Source organism: Sphingobium amiense (assembly GCF_003967075.1).
GTDB lineage: Bacteria > Pseudomonadota > Alphaproteobacteria > Sphingomonadales > Sphingomonadaceae > Sphingobium > Sphingobium amiense.
In genome coordinates this window covers 1-17185 of sequence record NZ_AP018665.1, presented here as the reverse complement: position 1 = coordinate 17185, position 17185 = coordinate 1, and the positions used below count along the sequence as shown (strand labels likewise).

The following is a 17185-nucleotide window of genomic DNA, read 5'->3' as shown; positions in this document are numbered from 1 at the left end:
GATGACGGCGGCGTGTTCGGCCGCTTTCGCGGTGGCGAGCGCGATGATCTCGCGCGCCTCAGCTTGGGCCGCAGCGCGGGCGAGCGCCTCGTTCTCGGCGTTGATGCGAACGATCTGCTGGTCGCGTTCGGCCGCCTCGGCGGTCAGCTTCGCGATGGTCGCGAGCAGCGCAACTGGGTCTTTGCAGGAGGCCGTCAGCGGGTCCATGGCAGGCATCGAATCACATGCGTAACGACGCGTCCAGCGCAGTTGACTCGGCCTGTCGCGACTATCTCACGCATCAGCGAAACCCTCGATTTTAGGCGGATTTACGCGCCTTGGCGCGCGGTGCCGACGCCAGTCCATGCCCGAGGTGAGTGCTGCCATCTGCGCCGCCGTGATCGAAAAACTGCCATCGACCGCCGGCGGCCAGGCGAATCCTTCGGCGGCCTCGGCGCGCTTGGTCATCAGCCAGATGCCGGTGCCGTCGAACCACAGAATCTTCAGCCTGTCCTTCCTCTTGGAACGAAAAATATAGGCGACTCCGCGCCACGGATCCTGGCTCAACTCGTGCTGGACCTTGGCCACCAGCGTGTCGATGCCGCAGCGGAAATCGATCGGCTTGGTGTAGATCAGCACCTTGGCGTCGCTGCCCGGCCCGATCATCGCGCCCTCAGCAGCGCTGCGATTACCGAGGCGACCAGCGTCGAACTTGCGCCGTGGGCGACCATCACTGGCACGCCGCGCACTTCCATTGCGACCTGCACCACCGCGTCCGGCAGCAGCCGCGCGTTCGCGGCCTCCGGTTCGAGCAGCACCGCCGGCACCGATGTCGGCTCGATGACCGCCGGCAGGAACATCGCCCTGTCCTCGCGCGCCGCGTCCTCCGCCATCTCGCGCAACTGTATCCGTCATCCCAGACCCACGTGGCGTAGATGGCCATGAGCTTTGAGTGTCCCGCGTGCATATCGCGTAATTTGATTCGGCGGGGTGACTGTGGAGCAAGAGATCGACGGCAGTGGCGGCGTGGAGAACGGGCGCCGACGGCGCTGGACGCTGGAAGAGAAGCGCGCGGTGGTGGAGCTGTCGCTCGATCCGGCGTGCAGCATGGCGGAGGTGGCCGCGTGTTTCGATGTCCTTCCGGCCCAGATATATGCCTGGCGCCGCGAGTTGCGCGAGATGGCGGAGGACGCGGCGCGCGAGGACAGGGCGATGTTCCTGCCGGCGGTCATCGAGCCGACATCGGTGCCGGCGGTGCTGCTCGAACCGGAGGCCGCGAACGCGCGGCTGCTGCCGGACGCGGTGGTGCAGGTCGCAATGGAAGTGCGCGGCGTGCCAGTGATGGTCGCCCACGGCGCAAGTTCGACGCTGGTCGCCTCGGTAATCGCAGCGCTGCTGAGGGCGCGATGATCGGGCCGGGCAGCGACGCCAAGGTGCTGATCTACACCAAGCCGATCGATTTCCGCTGCGGCATCGACACGCTGGTGGCCAAGGTCCAGCACGAGTTGAGCCAGGATCCGTGGCGCGGAGTCGCCTATATTTTTCGTTCCAAGAGGAAGGACAGGCTGAAGATTCTGTGGTTCGACGGCACCGGCATCTGGCTGATGACCAAGCGCGCCGAGGCCGCCGAAGGATTCGCCTGGCCGCCGGCGGTCGATGGCAGTTTTTCGATCACGGCGGCGCAGATGGCAGCACTCACCTCGGGCATGGACTGGCGTCGGCACCGCGCGCCAAGGCGCGTAAATCCGCCTAAAATCGAGGGTTTCGCTGATGCGTGAGATAGTCGCGACAGGCCGAGTCAACTGCGCTGGACGCGTCGTTACGCATGTGATTCGATGCCTGCCATGGACCCGCTGACGGCCTCCTGCAAAGACCCAGTTGCGCTGCTCGCGACCATCGCGAAGCTGACCGCCGAGGCGGCCGAACGCGACCAGCAGATCGTTCGCATCAACGCCGAGAACGAGGCGCTCGCCCGCGCTGCGGCCCAAGCTGAGGCGCGCGAGATCATCGCGCTCGCCACCGCGAAAGCGGCCGAACACGCCGCCGTCATCGCCGAGGCGAAGGCCGCCGAGATGGAGGACGCGCTCGCGGCCGCCCGCGATGAGGTCAAGCGCCTCAACGACATTCTCGACCAGTTCAAGCGCCACCGTTTCGGCCAGAGCGCCGAGCGGCTCGATCCCGACCAGTACCAGCTCGTGCTCGAAGAGCTCGAAGCTGCCTTGTCGCGCGCCGAGGCCGGGCTCGAAGCGCTGATCGACCAGGCTGACGCGACCGGCGAGACAAAGCGCCGCCGCCGCAACAACCGTGGAGCGCTGCCCGCCCATCTCGAGCGTATCGAGCAGGTCGTCGACATCGAAGACAAGCAGTGTGCCTGCTGCGGCAACGATCTTCATGTCATCGGCGAGGACGTCACCGAGCGCCTCGACGTCGTGCCCACCATCTTCCGCGTGCTGGTCACCCGCCGTCCGCGCTATGGCTGCCGCGGCTGCGACGAGGGCGGCGTCACCCAGGCGCCGGCGCCAAGCTTCATCGTCGATCAGGGCCTGCCCACCGACGCGCTCGTCGCCCAGGTCATCGTCGCGCGCTACGCCGATCACCTTCCGCTTTACCGGCAAGCCCAGATCTACGCCCGCCAGGGGATCGATCTCGACCGGGCAACGCTCGCCGACTGGGTCGGGCGCGTCGGATGGTGGCTGACTCCGCTCAGGCAGCATCTGCTCGCCGAGCTGCGAAGTTCGGTGAAGCTGTTCGCCGACGAGACGCGCATGCCCGTGCTGGCGCCCGGGACCGGCAAGACCAAGAGCGGCCAGCTGTGGGCCTATGCCCGCGACGATCGGCCATGGGGCGGACTCGCGCCGCCCGCCGTCGTCTACATGTACGCCGCCGGCCGCGGCGGCATGCATCCGATCGACCATCTCGGCGACTTCGCCGGGGTGCTCCAGGTGGACGGCTATGCCGGCTACAATGAGATCAAGCGCCGCAATGGCGTCACCCTCGCATTCTGCCTGCTTCACGCGCGGCGCAAGTTCTACGATTTCCGCGAAAAGGAGCCCGTTGCCGACGAGGTGCTCCGTCGCTTCTCGGCGATCTACAAGATCGAGGCGACGCTCAGGGACACCTCGCCCGAGGCGCGGTTCGAAGGGCGGCAGCTGATACTGAAGCCGCTGTTCGATAACCTGCGCGACTATCTCTCGAAGAACCTCGGCCGGTTCAGCGCCAAGGGCAAGATGGCCGAAGCGATCAACTATATGCTCAACCACTGGCAGCAGCTCACCTATTGCCTGCTCGACGGCCGCGTCGAGCTCGATACCAACACGGTCGAAAGAAGCATCCGCCCGATTGCCCTGTCGCGCCGCAACTCGTTGTTCGCCGGCAGCGATGCCGGGGCAGACAATTGGGCGGTGCTCGCCAGCCTTCTCGAAACGTGCAAACTCTCGGACGTCGATCCGCTCGCCTGGCTCACCGCCACCCTCACCAAGCTTGCCAACGGTCATAGCAACAAGGACCTCGATTCCCTCATGCCCTGGCACTTCCCCAAGATCGCCGGGCGCAACGCCCCCTCTTAAGACGCTTGACCGGCACGTTTCCGCCACGTGGGTCTGGGATGACGGATACGCGCAACTCGCGGCGCCAGGCATATATCTGGGCCGGAAGGACATCGAAACACGCGGCCACCTCCGCCATGCTGCACGCCGGATCGAGCGACAGCTCCACCACCGCGCGCTTCTCTTCCAGCGTCCAGCGCCGTCGGCGCCCGTTCTCCACGCCGCCACTGCCGTCGATCTCTTGCTCCACAGTCACCCCGCCGAATCAAATTACGCGATATGCACGCGGGACACTCAAAGCTCATGGCCATCTACGCCACGTGGGTCTGGGATGACGGATACGCTGTTAAGAGCGGTCCCAGCCATCACCGCAAGGCGTGCCTCACCGGATGAATACGCCGCGCAAGGTGAGCCAGTCAGAGATCTGCCCGATGACAGTCTTCGCATCCGGCGTTGGATTTACGCCGACATAGTCGCGTTTGAGGGGTGTGACCGAAGGCTTCAGCCATGCCACTTGATTGTGGAGGGCGAGCTGACTGGGGTCGTGCGCGGCACGAGGCCGTTGTCGCGGGAGAAGGCTCAGGTGCCGCGTGCAGTGTAGCAGCAGCCGTTGTCGGTCAGCCACCCGCTATGATCGCTGTCCGACCGTCTTCTTCTCCGCCATTGCCCTGGCCGCCACCGCCATCTTCTGGCTTTGATCAGTGAGTACTGACCCTAACGACCAAGCGACTTTGCTGTGACCCCCGCGATTCCCCAGTTCTCCTTAGGTAGCTCCTGGATCCACACCCGCACATTCTCCTTTGGCGCTCCAACGGCTTCGACGAGTGCTTGCGTAACTTTCTCGATAATGGCCCGTTTTTGGTCCTCGGTGCGGCCCTCAAGAATAAAGATTTGCGCAAAAGGCATATTTTATACTCCAAATCGATTTAGAATATTCTGTTTAGCGAGAAGGTTTTGCTTAGCCCCACAACTTGAGGTTGGGGAACGCGCTATCCGCCGTCTTCGCTTCCACCCGAACGACGCTTAAGTCGGTATGCATACTGAGGTCGAGTGAGACCGAGAATTCGCGCTCCTTCAGAAACATTCCCGTCCGCTTTAGAGATTGCCTTCTCGAGCAATAGGTCTTCAACCGTATTAAGACTTACGCCTGTATCAATAAGATTATCTAACAGACCACTTAAGTCGGGTCGCTCATAGAACCCACTAATCCCCTTACCTCTCCGGCTTCTTTCCAAACTACCGTCCGCTGCCATCGATAGCAGCTCGGCATCCAAGGGCTCACCGGCCGTAAATAAATGAGAGATATCGATAGCTTCTCCATGAGGAGCTAAGATTACCCCACGTTCAATCATGTTCTCAAGCTCGCGGACGTTCCCGGGCCAGGAATATGAAAACAAAGCCCCAATAGCTCTTTGCGTAAAACCACTATGCGGCTTTCCATGTCGTGTCGTAAACAGCTCAAGAAAATGCTCCATCAAGAGCGAGATGTCCGCTCGTCTTTCCCTTAAGGGTGGGATGATGATTGGAAAAACATTTAACCGATAGAACAGATCTTGCCGGAACTCCCGTGCTTCCACACGTTTACGCAGGTCTTCATTGGTTGCCGCCACGACTCGAACATCGATCTTACGCGTTTTGGAGTCGCCAAGCCGCTCAACCTCGCGCTCCTGCAGCACACGAAGAAGTTTTCCCTGTGCGGGCAACGAAAGTGTGCCAATCTCGTCGAGAAAGATTGTACCGCCATCAGCTCGCTCGAAGCGCCCTGGCCGGTCTTCAGTAGCGCCCGTATACGCTCCCTTTGTCACGCCGAAGAGCTCTGCTTCGATAAGTTGCTCCGGAACAGCCGCGCAATTCACAGCTATAAACGGGCCTGCTGGCCGAGATGATATCCGTTGCAAAGTTCGCGCAAAAACCTCTTTGCCTACTCCACTTTCACCTAGGAGGAGTACGGATGCATTCGTCGGGGCGACCTTTTCAAGCATATGGCAGACCAGATTAAACCCTGCTGACGCTCCGACCAGCCCGCGTGCCGACGCGATCGCAGTCGGCCGCCCTTCCACGGTCACGGTTTCACCCTGGGCAACTTGGCTCGTTGCCGAAAAACTTCTAGGATTCACGAATTGGTGCGGTTGTAAGTATGGCAAATCGTCAGCGGCCTCCCGTCCCCACTCCGGGACGGGCTTTCCAATGATGCGACAGAAAGTGTGGCCTGTTGCACGACATTCCACTTCTCTGAAGGCGATAGGGCGGCCTACAAATGCAGATGTATATCCGGAAGCATACCCAATTTGGGTCCAGCACGCTGCCTCACTTGTAACACCAAATGAGTCGATGTGAACCTCATCCTCCCAGCTGTCGTGCCAAATGAATTCTCCATAGAAATGCCCTGTCTTCGGGTCAGACTGAACCGATACCGGTTCAACCCTGCCGACTCCCTCAAGACCATGTAACTGCGGTCCGACAAGAAAGAACTCGTCAAACGAGCGCTGCCCTCTGATCCTCACAGCGAGTTCTGCGTCTTGCACGCCTGATGCGTATCCGACTCTCGTCAATAGCGCCCTTGTCGCCGCCATCCCGATCGTGGTAACTAGCTCCTCGCGGAGCGCGCGCATCGACCGCGTATGCATCAACACCATTCGATCATTACCCAGCCAGATGTGGCCCGTGCCAGGCGAAAACCGCAGCTGGTCGGTAAGATCTTTGATATCGGGTAATTCGATTGCGCCCTTCATAATGCCTTCCCGACAGGGTTGATCATATGAAATCTCATTCGCGAGAGGCGGTATCGAGTCAATGTTTGCCACGCAGCTCTCCATCCTCATTTTCTTCATATGGTAAAATCTTCAAGAGGTCGAGTCAAGGTCTATTAGCTATTTGGTCCAATCGTGCCTATCGCCCGTCGCCGCGAACGACTGTGAACAGCCATAATTCACTGCATTGCCCGCCCACTGCGAGGCGTTCGTACGAGCCATAATTTGCTGCATTCCCAGGATGGGCGTCGCCTTGGTCTCAATCGCACCTATGCAAGCTTGGCCAGCAGACGCCCCGCAGCGCCGTGCTCGGCGGCGAGATTGCGGTTGTACGCGAGCGGCATACGCGGCGACTGCCAGCGTAACGCGTCCATGATCCCCGCCAAATCCTCGCCGCTCGCGAACAGGTCCTGATTGAGCCCGATCCGTGTCGAGTGCGCGCTGACTCCCTTGAGCAGCCGGGCGAGATCCTCCCCGGTCAGATCGGGCAATGCGCCCAGATCGAACGCGCGCTGGATGATCGACCGGAAGATTGGCCCGATCGATCCCGGGTGCAGCGCCATGGTGCCGATGTCATATTCGACGCGCGCCTTCACCGCGGGCTTGGAGAGCGTCTTGCGCAAATCCCAGGTCTCGCGGCCCGAGATGCTGTCGATCAGCCGACCGCGCACAGCGGCGCGCGCCTTGTAGCGCCGCACCTGCTGTGAACGGACAAAGAACACTGCATCCGACACCCCACGCCAATTCACCTGACCGACAAAATTCTCTGCACCGGCGTTATTTCCTGACACCCTTCAACATACGCGCCGCCGCGTTGGACGACGGAGCGAGCTTGCGGCCGTAGCGGAGTGCAGTGGCGGTCGAGGTCCATCGCAATGCCTGCGCGATCGGTCCCGCATCCTCGCCATTGGCGAACAGATCCTGGGTCAGGCCGACGCGCAACGAATGCGTGCTCAGCGCATCGATCGCATGGTCGAGATCGGCGCCCATGAGATCGACCAGGCCCTGGTCGGCTGCGGCGAGCGCCGTGCGCTTGATGATCAGCCGCATCGCCGCCGGCGTCAGCGCGCGCTCGCCAATTCCGTAGGTCACCGTGGCCGCGCGCGCAGGCCGCGCCGCCATGCGTTCCCGATCGACCCGGGCATGATAGGCCAGATCCTCGATCGCGAGCGCCCGGCGCGCTTCGCGGGGTTTGGTCCGGATCACCGCTACGCGGCGGAACAAGGCGCCCGCGCGGATTGATGCGGCCTCGCGCCAAAGAGCGACACGCCGCATCGTGTCGGGCGACAGCCACACCCAGGCCCCTTGCCCTTCCTGGTCGGTTTTCGAGTGGGGCACCTCGAGCAGCCCCGATCCATCCTCTTGCGCTTCCATCAATTCGACGGCGACGGCCACCAGCTCCGATACGCGCAAACCCGCATCATAGCCGAGCGACAGGATCGCCGCGTCGCGCAGGCCAGCGACGTCGCGCCCACACGCCTCGAGCAGCACCGACAGCGTGAACCCCCTGACGGCTTCCCGCCCGATCCCTTCGCCGAGCCGCAACGGGCCGGCCTGGCGCTGCCGGACTCCGGCCCGACGCCGCAGCCCACGCAGCGCATCGCGGACCACGACGGCACCGACGGGGCATGGAACGTCGAGAAGGTGATGGGCCACCGCCAGCGAGGACAGGCGCCGGGACACGGTCGCCGGCTTGAGCCGCCGCGCCTCGCAATAGTCAATATAGGCGACAAGCCGCGCTTCGTCGGCGGGCAGGCCGATCCCGCCGCGCTCGGCCGAGAAGCGCGCGTAGCAATCGAGATCGACCGCGAGCGCCTTGATGCTGGCGGGCGCCCGCGCCTCGATGCTCTTCTGGAAGTTGAGTTCGACCAGGCTGGCGCCTTCGCCTGTCAGCTCCTGAAGCAACTCGACGAGCTGGACCGCGCGATCTTGCGCGGCGCCCGACCGCCGCTGGGGCAGCGGCGCCTCGCCGGGTGCCAGGATCGTCACGATCTCCGCGGAAACCGAGCGCTTGGGCATGGGCAGACGCTCTGTCTGTGCAGCGATCGACAGGACGGATTTGGCGCGCATACCGGGGGACTATAACCCCGATTTCGCCGAAGTCACTATCGATAACACTCTATTATCGATAGTGCAAAAAAGGGCGTGCTAGGGATGGTGCAGTTAAGGCAGTTTAGGTTACCCTTGCGACATGCCCGATTTTTGCGATCCATCGACCCGATTCCATCCGCTCCGATCGGACGAAGATGCGCCGATCGAAGACCTGATGACGGCAAGGGTGCGCGCGGCGCTCACCTGGGGCCAGCTGCAAGGCCGTTTAGCGCATGTGCCCGCGCAAGTTGCGCATCAATTCTGCGCCGCGCTCGCCCGCCTGCTCCTCGTCGAAGCGCTCACGGGTAGCGGCTTTTCCGGCGCGAACAGCTGGTTTTCCGCATGGTTTTCCGGCCTCCAGCCCGTGCCCGACGCCACCGCCCATGTCGCAGCCCCGCCCTCGCTGGTCGCCGACACGCTGCTCGCCGAGCTCTCGCTGTCGGCCTGGGCGCCGCTCGCCGACACGGCCATCCAAATCCGCGCCGCAGCGCATTTCCATCGCGGCGAGGGCGCCCCGCAAGGCGAGCGCGGCGATGCCCCCGCGTTCGCCGTAGCGGAAGCGGCGCGGCTCGCCGAGCCGCCCGCCGACGATCGCGCGGACGACTGGCCCCTCGCCGCGCTCGATCGCCTGCATCGGGCCGCGGCCGCCTCGCCGCATTTCGCGCCCACCGAGCGCAGCTACCAGCTGCTCCCCCTGCCCGCCGGGCCGGTCTCCTTCGAGCAGACGCGGACGGCCACGCCGCTGTGGGCGCTCGATCTCCTCGCCGGCGCCCTGATCGCGCGGAGCGCGCCAGCGACCAGGCCGCTGCCCCTGCCCGGAGCCGTGCGCGCCGAGGCGCTCAGACCCGAGCTCTGGTCCCGCGAGCGCGCCATTATCACGGCCGAGGCCGCCGGCGAAGCTGCGCAGCGGCTGAGCGACCAGCTCGATGCAGCCCATGCGAGCGTGCGCGAAGTGCATGAGGCGATGACCGTCCTGCGTTCGACCTCGCGCGCGCCGCTGCTCTACCGGCTGCTCGCGGGCTTCGGACCGCTGCGCCCGCTCCAGATCGAGAAGGCCCTTGGCGTTTCGAAAAACGGCGTGCGCGATCTCGTCGCCGCCCTCGTCAAAGCGGGCCTCGCCGAGCGGGCGGCGTACGAACATCACACGATCATCCGCGCCCTGCCCCGCGCGCGCCGTGCCACGCTGGCGGCCGAGGGTGAAAGCAGATCCGTTGAAACCAGCTCCGGCGCGACGTTCGCCGCGTTCGACGCGGCCATGGCCGATGTCGAGCGCGTGCTCGCCCGTATGGAGACGGCGCGCGAATGACCCCGGCAACACGGCAAGATAGGAAACCCCGGCAGAAACTTCAAATCGACGCGCCCGATACGGGACTCGCGCCGCCGTTTCAGGCCATGACCTGTCTTTGAACGATCAAAGGAAAGTTCGCGCAAAAGCCCCTGGGAGCGCAAAAAGGCGGTCTCGGATAGGAGGGGGCGCCCAGAGGCCGCCACCACGCCCTACGGGCCTCCTGAGGGCAAATTCGCGCGAAATGCCCAATGGGCGACCGTCGCCGTCCGGCTTTACCATCCGCGCCCATGACCCGGCAGATCGAGCAGGATGCGAAACCTGGGAGCGGCGAAGCAGGCGGCGAGCCGCGCCCGCCACAGATCGCCATTCGCGCTGCAAGCCGGCTCGGCGCAGCCGGCGGACATCGCCGCGCCCACCATCCCCGATGCTTGCAGGTAAAACAGCGCCTCCTGGAAACCACGGCGCTGCGCTGACATCGCCGCGCTCTCCGTCGCGGCGGCGTCTCGTACCGCGCGCGCCAGCGCCGCGCGGCGAGCCTTCAGCCCCTGCATCAAATGGGCACGGGGATAATTGCGCTTGGCCTGCTCGAGCTGCTCGCAGACCATGGTGAGCCGGCGACGCTCGCGGTCGAGCTGCCGCAGGCCGACCCTGGCGATCGCCTCCGCCAGATCCGATAATTGGGGTCCGACGCCGGAAGCCGCCTTTCGCGGCAGGCGTGCCGGCTGCGCATCGAAGCGGAAGATTTGCTCCCATCGCCCGGCTTTCAGCCCGTCACTGCTGTGGAGCGCCGCCAGCAGCAGATGACGCACCGGAGCGTAGTGGAAGCGGTTGCCGACCAGCGCCGCCCGGTACCGCTCCCAACCTACCCGGTCACCGGGGCGGGCGCCGCGGATTTGCTCCCGCGCAATCATCCCGTTCCACAGCACTCGGGTTTTGACGAAGGCAAACCGCGCCATTTGCGCGCGCGTGCGCGCGACCCGGGCCGCGAGCGCCCGCTCGGCGGCCTGCGTCCGCCCCAGGGCCCTGATCCCCGCAAGATCGGTCAGCAACAGCGCATGACGGTCGCAGAAGGTCGTCACGCGCAAGATCCAGCTCCGCTCGATCCGCCACGGCGCGCCGGACACCAGCCAGTCAAGCCAGCACTGGGCGCAGCCGATTGACCGCAGCGTCAGCGGCAACAGATCGCCGCGCCCACAGCCGACGAACGTCCTAGAAATCGCCTTCGCGGGCACCATCGTCGCCCACGCGAGCCGTTCTACCATCACCTGGCGGCGGTCCGGCACGCCAGCGACCGCCGGCGCCGGCGCGGCCAACCAAGCCGATGCGCGCGACGTGGCCGGTACGCGCGACGTGGCCGGTACGGGCGACACGGCCAGGTCGCGATCGGCGAGCGCCGCGTCGATGCCGAGATGGCGAAACAGCGCTTTGGGCGTGGTCTCATGACGCGCGGCCAGGCGGCGCAGCCAGGATTCGAAACATTCCTCGGGCAGCGGCCTCACCCGAAACGCCAGCGGCTCGATCTCCCGCCCGCTCATTCCGGGCTATAAGGCGTAAACAATTGCAGCGCCTCGGTGATATCGTCCTGGGTCACGAACCGGCGGTCATGCCGCCGCGCGACCTTTCCCGACCAGTGCAGGATGCGCTTGAAGTTCCCGGTGACCCCGCCGCTGGTCCGCCAGATGCGCTCGGCGAACGCGGGTTCGGCGAGATGGTCGGGCTCCTCCATCCCCATGCCGCGGGCCAGCGCGCGGATCAGGCGCTGCGCGGGCTCGCCCGGCTCCCATAACGGCAATTTGAGGATGATTGAGCGGTACGCCAGCTCGACATCGTCGGCGAAGATCTGCCGGGCGACATCGAGGCCCGCCACGACCAGCGGCACATTGCCCGCGCTCATCAGGAAGCGGAACGCATCGAGCGTATCGCGCCGCGCAACGCCGCTCGCGGTCAGGATCACATGGACATTGTCGATCGCGACCAGCCGCGTGCCCTGTTCGGCCAGCAGGTCGACGACCTTCAAATCGGCGGTTTTGTGCGTGTTCGTGCGGATCGGCCAGCCCTGTTTCCAGAGCAGGGCGAGGTTGATCTTGAGCGAGGTCGGACTCGAGGGAATGACCGTGCGCAGCACGGGCTGATAGCGCGCCTCGCCCCAATCGGCGGGCTCGGGAAAGGCTTCGGCAAGGCGGCGCTGCGCTTCGCGCAGGATCGAGGTTTTGCCCATGCCGGACTGTCCGGTGAGCACGATGCAGGTCGGGCGTTCCTCGGGATCGTCATGCGCGACATCGACGATCGTCTCGACCGCGTTCCGCGCTTCTTCGAAATCGATCCAGAAGGAGGGCGCCAGCGATGGCGCGGTCGCAGCGGCGCTCATGTCCGCTCCTGCAACCAGTCGTCTTCGCTGAGCTCGGCGACCGGTTTCCAGTCAATGGGCGGCTTTTCCGGCGCTTCGCCATACCGGAGGTCCGCGAGCGTCGTCCCCTCGCCTTCGCGGCGCTTTGCCTGGCGCCGCGCCGCCTTCGTGCGAACGCGGGCGCGGTGGATTTCCTGATTGGCGGCGGCCACCGCCCGCGCCGTCGCCGCGCGACCGCCATCGGCCTGGTAGGCCCGGCCTAGCGCCCGCACTCCTGCCCTGGCGGCCTCCCAATCCGCCTCCCAGACGTCGGGATAGTCGCCGACAACCGGCAATTCGACATAGCGGCCGTCGAGGTCGGCGTAGATATGCTGGATCGTCCGCTCATCCCAGCTGATCTCGACCCTTTGGCCGATCCTGGCGGCAAGCATCGGGTGCCAGTAATGGCGATATCTGATCTGGATACCCTTGGCATGGACCGTGAGCGACTTCGACGGCAGAAACTGGCGGAACAGTTCGCCCGCATCGACCGACACGGGCAGCAGCGGGCTGTGCTTCGCCGCCTCGCGCTCCCACATCTGGGCCGGACACAGGCCGCCCAGCGCGCTATGCGGCGCGTGATGATAGATCGCGATCTGGCACAGCAGCCAGCGCTCGAATTCCACAAGCGTCATCGCCGCGTCCGCCTCGGCATCATAGCCGTCGCGCGCCGCCACGTTCGATCCGGTCGCACCGGGCAAAAGCCGCAGTTTTCCAATCATCGTGCCGATCAGCCGCTCGATATGCCCGCCAAGATGGGCCGGCCCGGGCCTCCGCACATCGGGGCCAATCCCATTGCGGACGCAGGCGCGCCGGAAGGCTTCGGAGCGATGCGGTTTGGCCTGATCGGCATGCAAGCGCCGGAACAAACCGTGCATCGGATAGCTGACATCGACGCCCAGGTGGGCGAGGGCCGGCTCTTTGGGCAACACAGCGCTCGCAACCGCCCGTCCGCACCGGAATATCGAGGGGTCGCCGAAGCTGACATAGTAACCAAGAATGGACCGGGTCCAGATTTCGATGAGGAAGGTGATCCACGGTCTTCCGAGCTGTTCGCGCCGCAGACTATCGACCAGGATGACATCGCCCTTGGTGTGATCCATCTGAACCAGGTCGAGAAATCCCTCGCTTGCATATTCGCCGGGGTGCGGTTCATGGGCGCTCCGCGTCTTCGATCCCATCGTCGCTTTCGCCCAAACACGGCTCGGAATCTCAGCCAGAAGCCGCTCGATCGTCTTCTCGCTTGGGATCAGATCGGCGGGAAAGCGATGATCTCCGTTGTCCGCGTGCAACAGGCCCCAAATCTGCCGCGCCGCTTCCGCACGCGATGGCGGCACCATCTTGAGCGCAATTTCGTCGATCAACGTCTCGATGGCGGCCCTCACCTCGGGATCGATCCTGTGCGATCCAACAGCGGGTCCACGCGGTTTTGGAGCCAGCGTTTCCGCGACCGGATGCACCCGGAAGCGCGCGGCCAGTGTCCGTATCTGCCGCTCTTTAAGGCCGGTTGCCTCGGAAATCGCCTGAACCTGAGCCGCTGTCACCGGGCCGGAAAGCGATATATGTCGCCGGAAATGGGGGTAGAGAGCCAATCCCGCCTCAAGCGATTTGAGGCTCCGCCGGGGCGCTGGAGACGGCTTGCGCTCAATCACGGAACGGGCTCCCCAATGATTTTTGCTGTCCGCGAAATGTAGCTTATTTTGTCGAACACCGCGACGTGTATATTGCCCTAGACAGAATTACTCGCAGAGCATCCGATGTAATATATTGATATTACATGATATTATTGAAATGTAGCCTATTTTGTCGGCTGACATCACGGCGCCGCGGCGTTAGCAGGTCTCGCCGGCGTGCCGATCGCTGTCGGCGACCTGCAGGATTGGATCGCGGGGCGAAGCGCCCCTCCCCGCGCCTCCGAAGGTCTCAACGATCCGATATCGGTGGCGTCCATTTTCCACCTCGCACTAAGTCGGGACGAGGATGTCAGAGACCCGGTTGGCCGCGCATCCCTCAATGCTCTCCGAACCATCCTCGACGACCGTGCAGAGGCTGAGCGCTATGGTGGAGACGATCTCGCACACTTCGGCCCGCTCTGGCGTCAGGTGAAGTCTGCGGCGGATGCACCCTTCCCCGTCGCCGATCTCCGGTCCATCGCCGAGCGCGTGTTCGCTCTTGCCGAAATGACCGAGCGTCTTCCGGTCGGCGCCTCGGAGGTTGTTGCGATCGACGGACGCTCGTTGGAGCTTCCTCCCCGCTGCCGCGATCGCAACTGGCTCGTCGCGACCGCTCTTCCTCGCATGCTCTACCGCGCTGGCTTCACGAGCCGCATCATCCCCTCACTGGTGCCGCTCCCCAAGTTCATGCCCCCTTCCCCTGCCGCGCTGACCGGGTTCCTCGCTAAGGAGATCGGGCAGATCAGCGCGGCGGGGCTCCGCGAGCTTTCCGCAATTGAGCATGACGTCGCCAAGCTCACCAATTTAGGTGCAACTCAGCGAAGTCGCCTGCCGCTTCTCGGGCGCCTATTGATCGCCTATCCAGGGCTCCAGGCATCCTCCGTTTCGAAGCTGCTGTCTGTGACACCTCAGGGTGCCCGAAAGCTCCTCGCGGCGCTGCCCACCACGCCTGCCGCGCAGCGCCGGCTGCGGGCCGAATAGCGACCGGGACGCCCTCCGTACTGAAACGCCGTCTCGCTTGTTTTGCTCAGCTCGCCGGCAACAGTTCTTCGATCGCTTTCATGAGCTCGGCCTTCGTGGCGCCGGTCCGGGGCACGATCTTGATCGTGATCCCCCCACCTCTGGCACTGGCATAGCGCAGAATCGTCTTTCCGCCTTTGCCCGTGATCTCTCGCTCGCCAGTCTCCTTCTTCTTTGCCTCAACGGTCGCACGAACAAGTCGCTTCGCCACCTCGGGTCCGGTCAGACTGGAACCACCATTCCTACGCTCGGCCTCGATGCGCTCGGCCTCGTCTCGCATTCGCTTCAGAGTTTTCGGTTCGCTGGTCAGCGGTTTGATATCGCGCGCCACTCGAACGGTAATGTCGTGGGTGTCCGAAAATGCCGCCACGATCTCCTCAGGAAGCCTCGCAACATCCAGCAGGCGGCTCAGCCATGACCGCGAGAGGTTGAGATGCTCCGCCATCTGGGACTGGGAGTTCTCGTAAAACTCCGACAGCGCTCGCGCATATTCCTTTGCACGCTCCCAGTCTGAAATGTCCTTTCGCGACCGATTTTCAACGTCCGAAACCCGGAATGCCTCTTCATCCGTGACGGTCTGGATCGTGACGAGATAATCAAATTCTGGATGATGATGTTCGCGGAGCCACTGGACGGTCCACCACCGGCGAACGCCAGCGATGATCTCATAATCGTAGTCAGGATCGTCCTTCAGACGACGCACGATCGCCGGGATGCGCTGCCGCTTCGCCGCGAGAAAGGAGTCGATCAGATCGCGACAGCTCTCTTCGGACAAATGGTCCAGGTCGCGATTGTGCATCCGCCAGGGACGGCAACGAGCCGGGTCCACCCACTCCGTTCGATCGGTAACCGTCTTGCCGCTCGCTATCCGCGCCAGGGTCTGGCTTCGGCTCGCCATGATCCCTTCCGAGGGGCTCGCATTGTCAAGCTCGGCCTCATTATCCAGGCCTTCGGTGAACATCGAGCCGAAGCCCTTATTTCCTTTTGTCATCGGCTCGCTCCTACTCGAATTTCCGGCATCTTGGAGACCCGATTTGTTGGTCTGTTGCCACGTGGCAACAAACCGAAATTCGCCTCGCCTTCGGCTCCCCTTTTCTGAGGGAAAACTGATCCTGGAATTTGGCTCATGATACTGTTTATAAACGCTTTCCTTGCTCGGTTGCCACGTGGCAACAACGCATCATTCTTAGCAGATTTCAGCCCCATAGACGGCGAACAATTGCCCGCTGTTGCCACGTGGCAACTGCTGCTCAAAGCTGCCCCCCTGCCCGGCTCGGCCAGGTCCGCAAAACGTCTTCTTCGATGTCTCGGCAAACCTCATTCAGATGCCTCATGCACCGGTTGTAAACCTCGTGCGAAGTGACGGGCTTTTCCAGTTCAAAGACCGTCTTCATCCGCGAGCTGGCATTGTCGATCTCCGCACTGGTGACCATCACCGAAGAAGACATTGAGCCTCCGAAAACGCTCCGCATCATCGAAAGTATCTCACGATGCATCGACTTGCTGTCGTCGACCCGGCTGCCGACGAGACGGATGAAATTGTAAGCCGGGCGCCCCCTCCCCGCGAGCTGCTCGAGCTGCTTCATCGTGGTCTTCGCCATGTCGATAAACGACACCGTCGATGCGAAGTCGACCAGGCTTGGCGGCACGGGGATCACCATCGCATTGGCTGCTTGAAGGACCGCCATGGAGACCATGCCGAGTGCTGGAGGCGGATCCATGATCACCACATCGTAATCTTCTACCACCGAGTCGATGGCCTCGGCGATCAGGTCGATGATGTTCAGGTTCTGATTGCGCGCGAGGTAGCCGGCGATCTCGTATTCGAGATTGTAGAGCCGCAAATTCGCAGGGATCAGATCGAGCCCATGGAAGTGGGTCTTCCGAATGATCTTTCGCACACCCAGCAATTCCGGGTTATGGAAATGCCCATAGAGCGTGTCGTCCTCCTCCAGATCGACGTCTGGTCGGTAGCCGAACATCATTGTCGATGAAGCTTGGCTGTCGCAGTCGATAAACAGCACACGATAGCCGTTGATCGCGAAGTGCTGAGCCAGGTGCAGCGCGATCGTGGACTTGCCGACACCGCCCTTGAAATTGCAGACCGAGAGAATGGCGGGTGGATCTTCCGGGCTGCGCCACGGACGCGTTCCGAACACCTCACGCATATGATCGAGTTCTTCGAGCGTATATTGGACGCGATGACCGGAAGCCGTCCGCCCACGCTCCGGCAAACGCCCGTCGCGTTCAGCTTCTCGGATCGCCGACGCGGTGCGTCCGACAAGTGATGCAGCCTTGGAGATAGGGAAGGTGGGGGCTCGCTTCTGCCCTGTCTCTGGATCGACCGCGCTGTCGCGGATCCGCTTGAGGATCGTGAGCGCTTTACGGTGAAGCACATCCAGGCCACCTTCCAGAAGGTCATCGGCGGGGACATTTGTGGGATCAGTGGCCAT

Annotated in this window: 16 protein-coding genes and 3 pseudogenes; 6 read left to right on the top strand and 13 right to left on the bottom strand. The window is 63.5% G+C overall.

Going from position 1 to position 17185, the window contains the following annotated elements; translation table 11 throughout:
- Positions 1–273 precede the first annotated feature (273 nt).
- Together tnpB (SAMIE_RS23510) and SAMIE_RS23505 are read right to left on the bottom strand one after the other, a co-directional pair.
- Positions 274–645 (bottom strand): IS66 family insertion sequence element accessory protein TnpB, encoded by a 372-nt coding sequence (gene tnpB, locus SAMIE_RS23510; RefSeq protein ID WP_062346440.1) that lies wholly within the window; start codon positions 643–645, stop codon positions 274–276.
- Entirely contained in the window at positions 642–881 is a 240-nt protein-coding gene (locus tag SAMIE_RS23505) for a hypothetical protein (protein WP_162849110.1), read from the bottom strand. Before SAMIE_RS23505 ends, tnpB (SAMIE_RS23510) begins: the two co-directional genes overlap by 4 nt.
- A gap of 94 nt (positions 882–975) precedes the next feature.
- Between SAMIE_RS23505 and SAMIE_RS20340 the strand changes: the two genes are divergently transcribed.
- The 3 genes from SAMIE_RS20340 (at position 976) to tnpC (ending at position 3545) form a co-directional block, all read left to right on the top strand.
- Positions 976–1389 carry a transposase gene (locus SAMIE_RS20340; protein ID WP_062346444.1) on the top strand — a complete coding sequence of 138 codons (414 nt, stop codon included), beginning with the start codon at positions 976–978 and terminating at the stop codon, positions 1387–1389.
- Positions 1386–1757 (top strand): IS66 family insertion sequence element accessory protein TnpB, encoded by a 372-nt coding sequence (gene tnpB / locus SAMIE_RS20335; RefSeq protein ID WP_062346440.1) that lies wholly within the window; start codon positions 1386–1388, stop codon positions 1755–1757. The genes SAMIE_RS20340 and tnpB (SAMIE_RS20335) overlap by 4 nt, the downstream gene beginning before the upstream one ends.
- Before the next feature lie 294 nt (positions 1758–2051).
- A complete protein-coding gene (gene tnpC / locus SAMIE_RS20330) occupies positions 2052–3545 on the top strand; it encodes an IS66 family transposase (protein WP_066522435.1) in 1494 nt (497 codons plus the stop codon).
- Here the strand turns inward: tnpC and SAMIE_RS24170 are convergent.
- Both SAMIE_RS24170 and SAMIE_RS23850 read right to left on the bottom strand, forming a co-directional pair.
- Positions 3496–3744 carry a transposase gene (locus tag SAMIE_RS24170; RefSeq protein ID WP_408641274.1) on the bottom strand — a complete coding sequence of 83 codons (249 nt, stop codon included), beginning with the start codon at positions 3742–3744 and terminating at the stop codon, positions 3496–3498. The genes tnpC and SAMIE_RS24170 overlap by 50 nt on opposite strands.
- Positions 3745–3936: 192 nt before the next feature.
- A pseudogene (locus tag SAMIE_RS23850) lies at positions 3937–4148 on the bottom strand (IS3 family transposase); the annotation flags it as partial.
- Between SAMIE_RS23850 and SAMIE_RS20320 the strand changes: the two are divergent.
- A pseudogene (locus SAMIE_RS20320) lies at positions 4139–4222 on the top strand (IS5 family transposase); the annotation flags it as partial. The pseudogenes SAMIE_RS23850 and SAMIE_RS20320 sit on opposite strands and share 10 nt — an antisense overlap.
- A 16-nt stretch (positions 4223–4238) precedes the next feature.
- Here the strand turns inward: SAMIE_RS20320 and SAMIE_RS20315 are convergent.
- From SAMIE_RS20315 to SAMIE_RS20300, 4 genes and pseudogenes are all read right to left on the bottom strand, one after another.
- On the bottom strand, positions 4239–4430 hold the full coding sequence (locus SAMIE_RS20315; protein ID WP_066704279.1) for a 2-hydroxymuconate tautomerase: 192 nt from the start codon (positions 4428–4430) through the stop codon (positions 4239–4241).
- An 83-nt stretch (positions 4431–4513) separates the two neighbouring features.
- Positions 4514–6328: a sigma-54-dependent Fis family transcriptional regulator gene (locus tag SAMIE_RS20310; protein WP_232037459.1), complete on the bottom strand. Its 1815-nt coding sequence runs from the start codon at positions 6326–6328 to the stop codon at positions 4514–4516.
- 215 nt (positions 6329–6543) lie between these two features.
- A pseudogene (locus tag SAMIE_RS20305) lies at positions 6544–6984 on the bottom strand (integrase); the annotation flags it as partial.
- A gap of 67 nt (positions 6985–7051) precedes the next feature.
- The gene (locus SAMIE_RS20300) at positions 7052–8293 is read right to left on the bottom strand and encodes a site-specific integrase (protein ID WP_030541452.1); all 1242 of its coding nucleotides are present in this window, start codon (positions 8291–8293) and stop codon (positions 7052–7054) included.
- A gap of 247 nt (positions 8294–8540) precedes the next feature.
- On the opposite strand from SAMIE_RS20300, the gene SAMIE_RS20295 reads away from it, so the two are divergent.
- On the top strand, positions 8541–9671 hold the full coding sequence (locus tag SAMIE_RS20295; RefSeq protein WP_126516947.1) for a MarR family transcriptional regulator: 1131 nt from the start codon (positions 8541–8543) through the stop codon (positions 9669–9671).
- Positions 9672–9925: 254 nt separating this feature from the next.
- Here SAMIE_RS20295 and SAMIE_RS20290 read toward each other — a convergent pair whose 3' ends face one another.
- Genes SAMIE_RS20290 through SAMIE_RS20280 form a run of 3 tightly spaced genes read right to left on the bottom strand, consistent with a single transcriptional unit; the run spans position 9926 to position 13691 of the window.
- Positions 9926–11188 carry a TniQ family protein gene (locus tag SAMIE_RS20290; RefSeq protein WP_048575061.1) on the bottom strand — a complete coding sequence of 421 codons (1263 nt, stop codon included), beginning with the start codon at positions 11186–11188 and terminating at the stop codon, positions 9926–9928.
- Complete coding sequence (locus tag SAMIE_RS20285; RefSeq protein ID WP_030540651.1) at positions 11185–12021, bottom strand: TniB family NTP-binding protein; 837 nt, start codon at positions 12019–12021, stop codon at positions 11185–11187. Before SAMIE_RS20285 ends, SAMIE_RS20290 begins: the two co-directional genes overlap by 4 nt.
- Positions 12018–13691: a Mu transposase C-terminal domain-containing protein gene (locus tag SAMIE_RS20280; protein ID WP_030540650.1), complete on the bottom strand. Its 1674-nt coding sequence runs from the start codon at positions 13689–13691 to the stop codon at positions 12018–12020. The genes SAMIE_RS20285 and SAMIE_RS20280 overlap by 4 nt, the downstream gene beginning before the upstream one ends.
- Positions 13692–13889: 198 nt before the next feature.
- Here SAMIE_RS20280 and SAMIE_RS20275 point away from each other — a divergent pair, with 198 nt between their 5' ends.
- Positions 13890–14693: a hypothetical protein gene (locus SAMIE_RS20275; protein ID WP_126516946.1), complete on the top strand. Its 804-nt coding sequence runs from the start codon at positions 13890–13892 to the stop codon at positions 14691–14693.
- A 46-nt stretch (positions 14694–14739) separates the two neighbouring features.
- Here the strand turns inward: SAMIE_RS20275 and SAMIE_RS20270 are convergent, their stop codons facing one another.
- Positions 14740–15723, bottom strand: a complete 984-nt coding sequence (locus SAMIE_RS20270) for a ParB/RepB/Spo0J family partition protein (protein ID WP_030092784.1) — start codon at positions 15721–15723, stop codon at positions 14740–14742.
- Positions 15724–15982: 259 nt separating this feature from the next.
- Entirely contained in the window at positions 15983–17185 is a 1203-nt protein-coding gene (locus tag SAMIE_RS20265) for an AAA family ATPase (RefSeq protein ID WP_062787893.1), read from the bottom strand.

Bases quoted from the DNA above. Each gene is read 5' to 3' on its own strand.
- SAMIE_RS20300 (WP_030541452.1), bottom strand. From the start codon at position 8,293: ATGCCCAAGCGCTCGGTTTCCGCGGAGATCGTGACGATCCTGGCACCC.
- tnpB (WP_062346440.1), bottom strand. From the start codon at position 645: ATGATCGGGCCGGGCAGCGACGCCAAGGTGCTGATCTACACCAAGCCG.
- SAMIE_RS20290 (WP_048575061.1), bottom strand. From the start codon at position 11,188: ATGAGCGGGCGGGAGATCGAGCCGCTGGCGTTTCGGGTGAGGCCGCTG.
- tnpC (WP_066522435.1), top strand. From the start codon at position 2,052: ATGGAGGACGCGCTCGCGGCCGCCCGCGATGAGGTCAAGCGCCTCAAC.
- SAMIE_RS20285 (WP_030540651.1), bottom strand. From the start codon at position 12,021: ATGAGCGCCGCTGCGACCGCGCCATCGCTGGCGCCCTCCTTCTGGATC.
- SAMIE_RS20315 (WP_066704279.1), bottom strand. From the start codon at position 4,430: ATGCCTTTTGCGCAAATCTTTATTCTTGAGGGCCGCACCGAGGACCAA.
- SAMIE_RS20270 (WP_030092784.1), bottom strand. From the start codon at position 15,723: ATGACAAAAGGAAATAAGGGCTTCGGCTCGATGTTCACCGAAGGCCTG.
- SAMIE_RS20295 (WP_126516947.1), top strand. From the start codon at position 8,541: ATGACGGCAAGGGTGCGCGCGGCGCTCACCTGGGGCCAGCTGCAAGGC.
- SAMIE_RS20265 (WP_062787893.1), bottom strand. From the start codon at position 17,185: ATGGCCACTGATCCCACAAATGTCCCCGCCGATGACCTTCTGGAAGGT.
- tnpB (WP_062346440.1), top strand. From the start codon at position 1,386: ATGATCGGGCCGGGCAGCGACGCCAAGGTGCTGATCTACACCAAGCCG.